Here is a 12,383-nt window from a genome sequence, read left to right on the forward strand (position 1 = left end):
TTGTAGACAGGACAATCTAATGAAATATATCAGTACCCGTGGTCAGACAGCGCCGATGGATTTTAGTGATGTGTTATTAATGGGTCTTGCACCAGACGGTGGTTTGATGTTGCCTGAGCATTATCCGAATATTGATAGTGCGACACTGACTGAATGGCGTGCGCTCAGTTATCCAGAGCTGGCGATGGCGATTATGCAGCGCTTTGCGACCGATATTCCTACCGCTGATTTGCAGGATATTATAGAGCGCACTTATACCGCTGATGTATTCGGCTCTGCTGAGATTGTTCCTGTTCGCAAACTTGACAATAATTTATACATTTTAGGCTTATCAAACGGTCCGACCTTGGCATTTAAAGATGTTGCCATGCAGTTTTTGGGCAATGCTTTTGAATATGTGCTTAAAAGAAAAGACGCCCGTATCACCATCATTGGTGCGACCAGTGGCGACACAGGTAGTGCAGCAGAATATGCCCTACGCGGTAAAGAAAATATCGAAGTATTTATGCTGTCACCGCACGGCAAAATGAGCGAATTCCAGCGCGCGCAAATGTATAGCCTGACTGATAAAAATATCCACAATATCGCCATCGACGGTATGTTTGATGATTGCCAAGATATTGTCAAAGCGCTGCAACAAGATGCTGAGTTTAAAGCGGCTTATAACTTAGGTACGGTCAACTCTATCAATTGGGGTCGTATCCTAGCGCAAATCGTTTATTACTTTAAAGCCTACTTTGCCGTGACTTCAAGTAATGATGAAAAGGTTAGCTTTAGCGTACCATCAGGTAACTTTGGTAATATTTGTGCTGGTCATATTGCACGCGAAATGGGCTTACCAGTTGAGCGTTTAATCGTCGCGACCAATGAAAATGATGTGTTAAACGACTTCTTTAATCAAGGTGCTTATCAGCCGCGTCCGACTGCCAAAACTTATATCACTTCAAGTCCTTCAATGGATATCTCTAAAGCTTCTAACTTTGAGCGTTTTGTTTATTTGCTATTGAATAAAGACAGCGCACGCGTTCATGAGTTGTTTGAAGGGGTGAAATCTGGTCAAGGTTTTGATTTGTCTGATTTGATGGAAGCGGTCAATACGCAATATGGTTTTGCCGCGGGTAAATCGACCCATGCTGACCGTCTGGACACTATCAAAACGCTTTATGAGCAGCATGGAGAGTTGGTCGATCCGCATACGGCTGATGGTATCAAGGTTGCCAAAGAATTACAGCGCAAAGGCGAGGTGATTGTTTGTGCCGAAACCGCACTGCCAGTGAAATTTGCCGATACGATCATCGAAGCTATTGGACCGATAGAAATCGCACGCCCCGCCCATACCGAAGGCTTAGAAGCGTTACCGCAGCATGTGGTGGTGCTTGATAACAACGCTGAGCTAGTCGCTGAGCAAATTCGTCAGCATGTGATACCAAATCCAGCATAAATCAGAGTGGATTTTAATGCCTGTTTTCATGAGGAATTCTATAAATTTCAATGACGAACTATAGAAATAATATTCATATAAAAGTTACGCCATTGTAATAAAGTGTTTATGATTGTGTTATGGTAGATATAATTGTAATATTAGAAACAGCGTCGGCGACTCATCATTTTGCTAGACGCTTTTTTAGTAATCATACCAGCCAATTACACTGAACAGCTGCCCTATAAGCGTCATGATAATCGTACGGTTAAGTCCCTTTACGACCCTCATTGCTTGTCACTATTTTAATGACAGTCAAAGATTAAGGTTAAGTAATAGATCTAAACGGTACTAATTGTGGCGACAACAGCGGTACATATTGTGGATATAACAATGAAGATGAGCTTAAAAACGATAGCAAAAGCACTGTTAATCACGACATTTAGTAGTGCAATGCTAATGAGTGCTGCCCACGCTAACAATCCACCACCAGCCATCAAAGCGGATGCGCCCAATCGCTATATCGTCAAAAAAGGCGATACGTTGTGGGATATATCAGGACGTTATTTAGACAGTCCGTGGCGCTGGAAAGAGATCTGGGCAACCAATAAGCAAATCAAAAACCCCAATCTTATTTATCCTAACGACATCCTTATCTTATGCGTGATTCAAGGTAAGACCTTAATTGGTGTTGATACTGGCGAAGGTTGTGCTGGAGTTGAAAAGCAGTTAACGGGTAACGTGGTATCTAGCACAGTCTCAGTCACTTCAACAGCCAACAGTATTCCACCACTTCCGTGGTCTGCTATTCAACACTGGTTAGATAAGACAGTCATCGTTAATCCACAAGATTTTAATACCACGCCTTATATATTGGCCTCTAAAAAAGGCAACTTAATTACCGCCAGTGGCGATAAAGTGTATGCCAAAGGTGTGCCACTGATCGTCGGTCAGCGTTATGGTATCTACCGTGAAGGAGAACTATATGTTGAGCCAAAAACCCAAGAAGTTATCGGTTTAGAGGTCACGCAAGTTGCGACGGGTTTGGTTACTTCGACAGAAACCAACGGCGTCAGCAGTTTGCAGCTCACCGACAGTTACGACAAAGAAGTACGTGAAGGTGATCGCGTATTCGTTGAGTTGAATAACTCTATTCCACCTGTGTTTTATCCAGCCCCTGCAATTGTCAGTCGTGGTGGCATGATTGTCCGAGTCATGGACTCAATCAGCTCAGCGGCGAAGGGTAGTGTCGTTGCTATCAACTTAGGTAGTACCCATGGTGCTAAGCCTGGTGATGTATTGACTGTCTATCAAAAAGGGGCTTTGATCCGCGATACCAAAGACAATGACACGCCAGTACGCTTACCAAATGAGCCAAGCGGTATGGTCATGGTATTCAATACTTTCGATAATATTAGCTATGCTTATGTGCTTGATTCAGAGCTACCATTAAATGTCGGCGACCAGCTGTTACCACCGCCATATCTATAAATGAGTACGCTATAAGTGAGAACATGCTTATTTTTGGACGGGATATACTAACTTAGCCTATATGAGCTAGATGATTATGATGGCAGTTACTTCTTCTTTATCAGATGAGCAGCGCGCAGTACTGGCGCTGTGGACTGAGGTGAATGCATCATTATCTGCTTATCATAAGCTCATTACTTCTTTTGGCACAGCAGAGCTTGCTTGGTACGCCAAAGTAGATGCTTGGCGGCAATTGGGTATTCATCATAGCCATCTTGCCCGTCATGAACAGCCAGAGCATACGCAAGCCAGTATCGATAAGATTCAGCAAGCGCTCATCGAAGAGCGCTATGGTCTGCTATTCGCCGACCAGCCCGATTATCCTGCACAGCTCTCGCAAATCTATGACCCACCGCCTTTATTATTTTACCGAGGTAATAAAGCACGTTTGCGTCAAGCGCAAATTGCGATCGTCGGTAGCCGAAAACCCACTGCCCATGCCCAAAAAATCACCTTTGATATCGCACAATATTTGGCGCAAGCTGGTTATATCATCACCAGCGGTCTTGCCATGGGTGTCGATAAACGAGCACATCTAGGCGCTTTAGCACAGGCAGACGCTGAATATCAAGGTCGAACGATTGGGGTAATGGGTACGGGTATTGAGGTCAATTATCCCAATCATCATGATAAATTGTTTGCCCAAATAATTGAGCAAGGCGGCTGTATTATTAGTGAGCTGTTGCCGCATACAATGCCACATAAGCATACGTTTCCACGGCGTAATCGTTTAGTCGCTGGATTGAGCCTCGCCACAATTGTGACGGAGGCGACCATTCAGAGTGGTTCGCTGATTACCGCGCGTTTAACCTCGGAACAGGGTAAGCAAGTTTTTGCCATTCCAAGTCATATTGATAATAGCAATGCTGAAGGCTGTCATCATTTGATACGTGAAGGCGCGACCTTAATTTATCATCCACAGCAAGTGCTAGAAGACGTCAATGCTCAGTTGGGTTATGAAAGTTATTCTCATAAATCAGAAGATACTGTGGATATTGGTATAGATATTACCGAATCTAATGGCTCTCAAACGAATCATAGCAAAGCTACTAAACATACAAATAAAGATAAAAACATCGCTGTAATGTCTAACCATCCAATACCCTCTAATATCAAATCTGCTCCTAGCCCTATCGTCGTACCAGAGCATTTGATGCTTGTGTATGAGCAGCTTGATTGGCACGGGCAGGATTTAGATGCGCTGATTATCGCTACCAAACTTGCCACACCGCAGTTGATTGGACAGTTAATGGAGCTTGAATTATTAGGCATCATTAGTGTGCAAGGTGGACGGTATTTGCGCGTCTAAAATCGTACTTTCTATCGCTTTAGGCTTTTTACTTATCTACTGCCAAGTGATTGACGACAGTACAATCTAGGTAGCTGCTAATAAGGTCGCTTTAAACTTCGCTGCCCTAATTTTTCTTAGTCTTATGTTATGATGAGTGCTTAAATTTCTACCTTTTTGAAGCCTTTAAGCCATGGAAAAATCCACATCTTTTATTACTGATTCTGTCACTCAAGCTGCCAAATGGCTTAAAGAAGGACAGCTACTTGCTTATCCCACCGAAAGCGTTTGGGGTATCGGTTGTGACGCTTATGACGAAGCAGCCGTTCAACGTATTTTATCCATTAAACAGCGTCCACAAGCCAAAGGTATGATCGTCATTACTGACAGCGCTGAGCGTTTAAAGCCGTTACTAGAGCCTTTAGAAGAAGGTCTGCGCCAACAAATCATCAAGAGTTGGCAGGCAGATACTGACAGTATAGAGCTACAAGGTAAGCAAGCCCATACATGGCTACTGCCTATCCCTCAGACACTTGAAAAGATTATCCCTCGTTGGATCACAGGGCAGCATCAAACAGTGGCGGTTAGAGTTATTGCGCATCCTATGATTCGTCAATTGTCCCAACAACTGGTCGACGTTCAAAACCCATTTGGACTATTGGTTTCCACAAGCTGTAATCCATCAGGGCAACCGCCTGCTATGACTTTCACTGATGCTTATGGATATTTTGGCGAGCAAATCAGCTACTTGCAGGCTGACACTCTAGGCTATACTTTACCGAGCCAAATTCGTGACGCAACCACGGGTTTAGTGATTCGTTAGCGCATGACAGTCAAACAAGTGATGAGTGTCATCTATTGATTTCACTATTGACAGAAATAAAAGAATAGCGCAAGATAAGTCAATAAATAACCAAAACTTATAAAGTAGAGTGCATATTAATCATGAAACTGAATCCTGTGACCGAAAAATTTATTTTACATTGGGGTGAAATGGGCTCGCAGTGGGGTGTTAATCGCACCATGTCACAGATTCATGCGCTGTTATTCATCATTGGTAAGCCATTAAATGCTGAAGAAATCACCGAAACACTTGGTGTTGCTCGCTCTAACGTCTCAAACAGTATTAAAGAGTTGCAGCATTGGGGCTTAGTACAAAAGGTTTCCATATTAGGCGATCGTCGCGATCACTTCACGACCAATACTGACGTTTGGGAGCTGGCACGCATCATCGTGGTTGAACGACAAAAGCGTGAGCTTGAGCCAACAGTACAGTTCTTACAAGAATTGATGGACAGTCCTGAATTTGAACATGAAAATAATGAGGTAAAGTCACGTATTCGTGATACCCAAGAATTCGTTAGTACCCTAACCACATGGTCATCTGAGATGCTTAAACTGCCCACAAGCATCCTCAAAAAAGTCCTAAAACTGGGCGCTAGTATTAAAAAGGTCTTACGTTAATAGTTAGCTGTGCAATTTAAAATAAAAAATTTGCAATGTAATTTCTGTTTTGACAGAAATATATGTAATAAGTATAAAAGCCAGCTAAGTTTAAGTGAGATAAGTTTCTATAAAAATAGCAGTAACAAAAAATAGTAATAACAAATGGATGTGTAAAATGACAGTCAATCAGACACACGCTAATAAAGAGCAAGCCATTAAAAAGGCTATTGCTGCAGTCGAGTGGCAAGACTTGCGCCGGTTAACGCGCGCTCAAATCGCTTACAACGTTATTTTGCCTTATCCGTTTTTATTGTTGTCTTGGTGGTTCGCCAGCCACTCTTGGTATGTCTTAGCATGCGGGGCTTCTTATTTATTCTTTGCTGCCGCTTTTCGCCAAGCGCACGATGGCTATCATCATAGTTTGGGTACAGGAAAACGTACGACCACCGCCATATTATTATTGCTCAGCGTACTATTAATGACCAGTTTGCACAGCATTCGAGCTACCCACATGGCGCATCATCGTGACCCATTGGGCGATAGTGATATTGAAGGCAGTCTAGCAAAAGACTCATGGTGGCAAGCGCTGCTCGGCGGAATAACTTATCGACTCGATATTTATCGTCAAGGATTGCGCCTAAGTAGCCGTCGCAATCAAAAATTGGCGTGGCTAGAGTTTGCTTTGATTGGTTTAGTCATCATAGTTGCCCTTATATTGACCGCCTTTACTATTCCTACTCTGACCATGTTAGCGCAAGTATTGATGTATCACATAGTGACGATGATGTTGGCTAATGCCAGTGTAGGCATCATTGCGGTGTGGGGCGTACACCATGATTGTGATGAAACAATCGCCCGAACTGAGCGCAATCCAGTGGTCAACTTGCTGACCTTTAATTTGCTTTATCACGTAGAGCATCATCTCTTTCCTGCTGTGCCATCCAATCATTTACCGGCGCTTGCCAAGCGTTTAGATGCAGCAGCGCCACATCTGACCAAAGCACATGTATTGCCAAGTATGGTTAACGTCATAGATTTTATTAATCATCGTTGGAACCAATTAAAGAATAAATCTCAAAATAGTAATGGTAGTGACTGTCCTATTCGTAAGCGTTTTGCTTAATCAGTAGGCAAAACAAAATCAAGATACTTATCCACCAATTATCCACAGGAATTTCATTGGCTTTGGCAACGCCATATTTATACTGAATTAACGACGAATGTTAATAGGATAAATATCATGAAAAATAATACTTTAAGTGCTTACCCTTACTTATCAGTGATTATTTTGTTTGCAGGGTTTGGTAGCTTAGTTGGTGGAGTGATTGCAGAGCTAGGTTTGTTATTCATTTTTAGGAATGCGGACTTTGCGCAGATTGGTTATCAGCCATTGCTATATGTTGGTCTGCTTGGTTTTATTCCCGCTTTATTAACGGGTGTTATCGTCGCTTATAAGAAGATATGGCGCGGTGATCATAAGAGTCTACGCACGACATTTTTAGTGGGGTTTATAACGTCAGCAGGTTATATGGGTGCAATCATCCTATATTTAGGCATCAACTCATGGATAGAGGTTGGCGTGCTACTGGCCTTTATGATTGGAATAGGACTATTTGGCGCTATCAACTCAGCTATCGCCAGCCGCATTGCTTTACCAAAAGTACGTAAAAGTCATTTTGATATTAGTACTAAAAAAGTAGACGATAACTATAACGGATTAAGTTTTACTAAACGATAAGCGAAAAATATAGGGAGTAGGACATGAATATTTTAATCAGTGGTGGCTCAGGCTTTTTAGGCAGTGCTTTTAGTGACGAGCTTATCAAACGTTATCGTACGCAAGATAAGGACTTGCACATTACATGGCTAACACGCGATAGCAGCCAAACGCATCCTGACGCGATCAGCATGATGACCTACGATGAGCTAGCGCACTCAGATAAAAACTTTGATGTTATCTTAAACCTAGCAGGCGCAGGCATTGCTGACTCGCGCTGGAGCGATGCGCGCAAAGAGCAGTTGCTCGCCAGCCGTATCAAGCCTACCGAATCCTTATTGGCATTTATTAAGCGCACCAATATTAAGCCCAAGCTAATGATCAGCGGATCTGCGATTGGCTGGTATGGCGCACAAGGCGATAAACCTCTTACCGAAAGCAGTGGTTTTGAAACTGATTTTGCTCATCAATTATGTGATGAATGGGAGCAGCTTGCCCTGAAAGCCACTGACTATGGCGTGCCTGTAGCTATCGTGCGTACCGGTGTCGTCATTCATCCTGATGGCGGGATGCTTGGTAAGTTATTAACCCCGTTTAAGATGGGTGTCGGTGGACAGTTGGGTGATGGCAAACAAATCATGAGCTGGATCAGTCGTGAAGACTGGGTTGGGGCAGTGATATTCATCATTGAACAGCATCTTACTGATGATGCGAGCAGTCAAACTACGCATGAAAATACCCTACGGACTACAAATGATACGATAGCGGTCGTGTATAACCTCACTGCGCCTAATCCAGTGACCAATCATACTTTTACCAAAACGCTTGGAGCATGGCTACACCGTCCAACATTTTTTACCTTGCCAAATTTCTTACTTAAGTTAATTTTTGGTGAAATGTCGACGCTACTAATAGATGGACAAAAGGTATTGCCTCAAGCATTACAGGAAGCAGGTTATGATTTTAAACAGCCAACACTGAAGCAAGCTTTAGAAGAGCAGAAGTAAACTTTCGAATATGTTTGAGGAATAATTATGAACAAAAAAGCAGTCAGTTTAATTCTACTATCTACGCTGTCAGGTTCTATCACTACAGCTTGTAGTGATAATGCCGATGTAAAAACGCAAACGCCACAATCAGAATTAACAACGGAACCAAAACCGGAACTGAAAATAGCGGCTACTGACTCAAAGGAAGGGTCGATTATACAAACTGATTCTAATACAGAGGATAAGGCAGTCGTGATGAGTAGCGACGAAAATGTTTTAGGGATAAAGCAGGCAGAGACTTTTCAAGCTATATATGCCTCAACTTGTATGCAGTATTTACTCAAGCTTGATGAGTTGCGAGGTAATCTCAAAGCTTTACCTAAATTTCCTACCGCACAAGCTTCTCAAATTTTAGCAGGTGAAACAGGTTCGGCTTGGCCAGTACCTGCTGATACCGGTAGTTATATATTGGCAATTCCTGATAACAAGAACCTTTGCGCTATTTATGCCAAAGAGTTAGATGCTCAATTGGCTAATCAACAATTTACTGAGGTTTATAGCAAACCCCCGTCACCTTTTATCGCCACTCAAATAGATAACAACACCAAACCAGTGGGAGGAGGTGTTAAAACAACTTTGTCATATAGTTGGAGTGCGCCTGATACACAGAGAAAGATGCTGTTTATGTTGACGATTGATGATTCTGCGACTAAAGATGTCAAAGCGATGTATACGGCTTCGATAATGAGTGAATAGATGTTTCATGTGAAGCATACCCAATTTGTTGTTTAATATTTATGTTTCATGTGAAACAAAATGGAGGTGTGTATGAGTAGTATTGAGAGCAGTGCTACAGTTACTGTAATCAACTATCCAAAAGGGAAGGTAATAGGGATTTATGGATTATTAGGTGGTGCGATAGGTGGCTTAATTCTCATCTCATATATCATTGTGATAACTATAGTTAAAGAAAGTATTTCTGTAAACGATGCTCTCGACTTTATTAAAATGTTAGCAGCTGGCGCGGTTTTTGGTTTTTTTCTGGGTTTGTTACCAGCATTTTTAACGGGTTATTATGCATCTAAATTGGAGATATATTTCGATTCTATAAGAAAGGTATTTCCACTATTTATAATTGGTTTTACGAACACTTTTCTATGCATAGTTTGGTTTATTCTAGAGTCGGCTTCGATAGATTCTGTAATAGGAATTGTCTTGTTTTGCTGTATCGGTGGTGCAAGTGCAATAGTCACAGGTCTAATCGCATTACCTGGACACAAATAAAATTTAACTTTAAGTTTCACTATTGACAGAAATAAAGTAAATTAAAACAGCCGATTAAATTAAGTGGTCGCGCCAGCAAGACAGCTACTGCTTATCACCAAGTAAGGAGAACATCATGCGTCATCCTTCGTTAGCCAGTGTTGAATGGCAAGATTTGCGTCAGCTTAGTCTGAGCGAGACCGTTTATAATATTTTCTTATCTTTACCTTTTTTATTATTGTCATGGTGGAGCGCGTGGCAAGGGTGGTGGTTACTTGCACTTGTGGCGACATTTTTCTTTTTTACTGCCGCACTGAGACAAGCGCATGATTGCTATCACCGCACTTTAGGGGTGAGTAAAGTCGCCACAGAGCTCATGCTGTTTCTTCTCAGTATCACGATGCTCTGTAGCACGCATGCTATTCGGCACACACATCTCAATCATCATAGAGATCCACTGGGTGACAGCGATGTCGAGGGTAATTGGGCTCGTCTGCCTTGGTATCAGGCGATATTGGGAGGCGGACTTTTCTCGATTGCGATTCAGTGGTTTGGCTTGACGCATGGTAGCCGCCGCAATCGTATGCTCGTTGGCTTTGATCTGTTGCTCATTTTCGCAGTGATTGCCACCGCTTTTATCACGATGCATCCAGTTTTGATATATCACGTATTGGTGATGATATTGGCCAATATCATGGTGGGATTCTTTGCCGTATGGAGTGTCCATCATGGTTGCGATGATGTGGTATATGCCCGCAGTGAGCGCCATCCATTGATTAATTTGCTAACCTTTAATTTGCTCTATCATATTGAGCATCACCTATTTCCAGCTGTCCCGACTAATCATTTACCAACACTGGCGAAGCGCTTAGATGTTGCCGCACCGCAATGGACGCAGCAGCCAGTCATTCCCTTTTTAGCCGCAGCCAATCAGCACCAAAAATCTAGCGTGACTCAAAAATCCAATTCCAGCCACCTTGATATTTAGTTATCACTCAGAAAGGAGTCGTAAGATGATTATCCAAAACCATATCAACAGCTATAGAGAGCAAGCGAATTTGTCCATTACCATGTACTACGATGATGCGTGCGTGATATGTAGCACCGAGGCGCATAATATGAAAAAACGTCAACCGGAAAAGATACACTTAGTTCCTGTAGACGAGGGGGTTGATGAGTTGGCAGTCGCAGGATTCAGCCGTAAGGATGCGATGACTTATATGTGTGTGCAAGACAGCTACGGCAATTGGTATACTCACATGGATGCCGTGCGGCTGCTCTACAGAACGGGCAGCGTGAAATTGTCAACGTTGTTATTTTTGCCAGTGGTCAAACAACTTGGCGACTTCGCTTATCCGTATGTCGCGCGCAATCGCTATAGAATTCCGAATTGGGTGACCAAGCTGCTCTATGGCAAAGCAGTGATGCAGGCTTGTGAAAACGGCGTTTGCAAAATAGCACCAAATACACGTTAAAGTACGTTTATTGGCAACCATTTATTTTTGTGGCAACAGCACTCTAGACGTAAAGCATATGAAGTTTTCGTGGAAAAAAAGACAATACATTCAGAGCATCCAGCTTTTGACGTAAGATAGCGTTATCTCTATCTGATTAGACCTTACTATGTGGTTCTTCATCGTTTTTACTCAGTTGCTAGCTGTTATGACCACCGTTCTTATTTACTGGTTAATAAAGCCAAAAACGACTGCTGCAAAAGCTGCACTGATAGCTGTTGTCTTTATTATTAATAATAGTGCTCTCATTTATGGCTTGACTGAGTTTTGGGGTGAGCGCTTTCACGTCTATCTGGTCATTAGTATTTTGCAAGGTTTTATGTTTTATGCCGGTTTGATAACTTCTGTAGTTGCGCTCATTGTCTATAAGTTCTTTAAGAGAAAACCTCGTCTAATACTCTTGCGAACCTTTGCCATTACAGTTTATATCGCCATTGTTAGCTTAGCGATATTTAATGCTTATTCACCCGTCGTACATCGTTTAACTGTTACGAGTGATAAACCGCTGGCTAAGCCAATGGATATCGCGCTTGTCTCTGATACGCATCTGGGTAGATGGTTTGGCAATCGACAGATAAAAAAAATGGTAAACCTTATCGATGCGCAACATCCCGATGTCGTAGTGATCGCTGGTGATATTATGAATGATAATACGATTGCTTACGATAATACGAATATGCATGAGCAGTTATCAAAGCTAAAGGCTCCGCTTGGCGTCTATGCGACTTTAGGCAATCACGATTATTTCGGTTATGACCAGCAGATTACACAGGCGGTGGAAGAGGCTGGCATCAAAGCGCTTGATAATGAGAGTGTGCTATTAAATGACTCAGTATGGCTGGTGGGGCGCTCAGATGACATCGATCGTACCAGACTGTCAGCTGAGGAATTATTGACGCAAGTAGAGACAGACAAACCGGTGATATTTTTGGAGCATCGTCCTAGCGCGATGAATGAGGTCAGCGCCCTGCCAGTTGACTTGCATCTGTCTGGGCATACCCATGGCGGGCAGATATTCCCGTTAACGATATTGATGGATTGGTTGACACCGTTAAACTATGGCAGCAAAAAAATAGCCGATACGCAGTTTTTGGTGACCTCTGGTTATGGTATCGGTCCCGTACCATTTAGACTGGGTACGCGTTCTGAGGTTTGGATAATTACGTTGCAGTCTGGTGTATGAGCTATTTAAATAAAAAGTGTTACCCTTATGATA

Annotated in this window: 13 protein-coding genes; all 13 read left to right on the forward strand. The window is 42.6% G+C overall.

Going from position 1 to position 12,383, the window contains the following annotated elements:
- The first annotated feature begins 19 nt into the window (after positions 1-19).
- On the forward strand, positions 20-1,441 hold the full coding sequence (thrC, locus tag I3257_RS09205) for a threonine synthase (RefSeq protein ID WP_238049525.1): 1,422 nt from the start codon (positions 20-22) through the stop codon (positions 1,439-1,441).
- Between the two features lie 372 nt (positions 1,442-1,813).
- The gene (locus I3257_RS09210) at positions 1,814-2,911 is read left to right on the forward strand and encodes a LysM peptidoglycan-binding domain-containing protein (RefSeq protein WP_227690087.1); all 1,098 of its coding nucleotides are present in this window, start codon (positions 1,814-1,816) and stop codon (positions 2,909-2,911) included.
- Between the two features lie 76 nt (positions 2,912-2,987).
- Positions 2,988-4,259, forward strand: a complete 1,272-nt coding sequence (gene dprA / locus I3257_RS09215; RefSeq protein ID WP_238049526.1) for a DNA-processing protein DprA — start codon at positions 2,988-2,990, stop codon at positions 4,257-4,259.
- A gap of 172 nt (positions 4,260-4,431) precedes the next feature.
- A complete protein-coding gene (locus tag I3257_RS09220; RefSeq protein WP_238049528.1) occupies positions 4,432-5,061 on the forward strand; it encodes an L-threonylcarbamoyladenylate synthase in 630 nt (209 codons plus the stop codon).
- A 122-nt stretch (positions 5,062-5,183) separates the two neighbouring features.
- Entirely contained in the window at positions 5,184-5,702 is a 519-nt protein-coding gene (locus I3257_RS09225) for a MarR family transcriptional regulator (RefSeq protein WP_045447558.1), read from the forward strand.
- A gap of 157 nt (positions 5,703-5,859) precedes the next feature.
- Positions 5,860-6,807: a fatty acid desaturase gene (locus tag I3257_RS09230; protein ID WP_238049529.1), complete on the forward strand. Its 948-nt coding sequence runs from the start codon at positions 5,860-5,862 to the stop codon at positions 6,805-6,807.
- Positions 6,808-6,924: 117 nt separating this feature from the next.
- Positions 6,925-7,422: a hypothetical protein gene (locus I3257_RS09235; RefSeq protein WP_238049531.1), complete on the forward strand. Its 498-nt coding sequence runs from the start codon at positions 6,925-6,927 to the stop codon at positions 7,420-7,422.
- Positions 7,423-7,445: 23 nt separating this feature from the next.
- Positions 7,446-8,408 carry a TIGR01777 family oxidoreductase gene (locus I3257_RS09240; protein WP_238049533.1) on the forward strand — a complete coding sequence of 321 codons (963 nt, stop codon included), beginning with the start codon at positions 7,446-7,448 and terminating at the stop codon, positions 8,406-8,408.
- 27 nt (positions 8,409-8,435) lie between these two features.
- Positions 8,436-9,146 carry a hypothetical protein gene (locus I3257_RS09245; RefSeq protein ID WP_238049535.1) on the forward strand — a complete coding sequence of 237 codons (711 nt, stop codon included), beginning with the start codon at positions 8,436-8,438 and terminating at the stop codon, positions 9,144-9,146.
- 72 nt (positions 9,147-9,218) lie between these two features.
- The gene (locus tag I3257_RS09250; protein WP_238049537.1) at positions 9,219-9,674 is read left to right on the forward strand and encodes a hypothetical protein; all 456 of its coding nucleotides are present in this window, start codon (positions 9,219-9,221) and stop codon (positions 9,672-9,674) included.
- A 115-nt stretch (positions 9,675-9,789) separates the two neighbouring features.
- Positions 9,790-10,641 carry a fatty acid desaturase gene (locus I3257_RS09255; RefSeq protein WP_238049539.1) on the forward strand — a complete coding sequence of 284 codons (852 nt, stop codon included), beginning with the start codon at positions 9,790-9,792 and terminating at the stop codon, positions 10,639-10,641.
- A gap of 25 nt (positions 10,642-10,666) precedes the next feature.
- Positions 10,667-11,128 (forward strand): DUF393 domain-containing protein, encoded by a 462-nt coding sequence (locus I3257_RS09260; protein WP_238049541.1) that lies wholly within the window; start codon positions 10,667-10,669, stop codon positions 11,126-11,128.
- 187 nt (positions 11,129-11,315) lie between these two features.
- Positions 11,316-12,350 carry a metallophosphoesterase gene (locus I3257_RS09265; protein ID WP_238049543.1) on the forward strand — a complete coding sequence of 345 codons (1,035 nt, stop codon included), beginning with the start codon at positions 11,316-11,318 and terminating at the stop codon, positions 12,348-12,350.
- The last annotated feature ends 33 nt before the right edge of the window (positions 12,351-12,383 follow it).

It is taken from the genome of Psychrobacter sp. Ps7 (assembly GCF_022129225.1).
In the GTDB taxonomy this organism is placed as follows: domain Bacteria; phylum Pseudomonadota; class Gammaproteobacteria; order Pseudomonadales; family Moraxellaceae; genus Psychrobacter; species Psychrobacter immobilis_A.

Bases quoted from the DNA above. Each gene is read 5' to 3' on its own strand.
- thrC (WP_238049525.1), top strand. From the start codon at position 20: ATGAAATATATCAGTACCCGTGGTCAGACAGCGCCGATGGATTTTAGT.
- I3257_RS09210 (WP_227690087.1), top strand. From the start codon at position 1,814: ATGAAGATGAGCTTAAAAACGATAGCAAAAGCACTGTTAATCACGACA.
- dprA (WP_238049526.1), top strand. From the start codon at position 2,988: ATGATGGCAGTTACTTCTTCTTTATCAGATGAGCAGCGCGCAGTACTG.
- I3257_RS09220 (WP_238049528.1), top strand. From the start codon at position 4,432: ATGGAAAAATCCACATCTTTTATTACTGATTCTGTCACTCAAGCTGCC.
- I3257_RS09225 (WP_045447558.1), top strand. From the start codon at position 5,184: ATGAAACTGAATCCTGTGACCGAAAAATTTATTTTACATTGGGGTGAA.
- I3257_RS09230 (WP_238049529.1), top strand. From the start codon at position 5,860: ATGACAGTCAATCAGACACACGCTAATAAAGAGCAAGCCATTAAAAAG.
- I3257_RS09235 (WP_238049531.1), top strand. From the start codon at position 6,925: ATGAAAAATAATACTTTAAGTGCTTACCCTTACTTATCAGTGATTATT.
- I3257_RS09240 (WP_238049533.1), top strand. From the start codon at position 7,446: ATGAATATTTTAATCAGTGGTGGCTCAGGCTTTTTAGGCAGTGCTTTT.
- I3257_RS09245 (WP_238049535.1), top strand. From the start codon at position 8,436: ATGAACAAAAAAGCAGTCAGTTTAATTCTACTATCTACGCTGTCAGGT.
- I3257_RS09250 (WP_238049537.1), top strand. From the start codon at position 9,219: ATGAGTAGTATTGAGAGCAGTGCTACAGTTACTGTAATCAACTATCCA.
- I3257_RS09255 (WP_238049539.1), top strand. From the start codon at position 9,790: ATGCGTCATCCTTCGTTAGCCAGTGTTGAATGGCAAGATTTGCGTCAG.
- I3257_RS09260 (WP_238049541.1), top strand. From the start codon at position 10,667: ATGATTATCCAAAACCATATCAACAGCTATAGAGAGCAAGCGAATTTG.
- I3257_RS09265 (WP_238049543.1), top strand. From the start codon at position 11,316: ATGACCACCGTTCTTATTTACTGGTTAATAAAGCCAAAAACGACTGCT.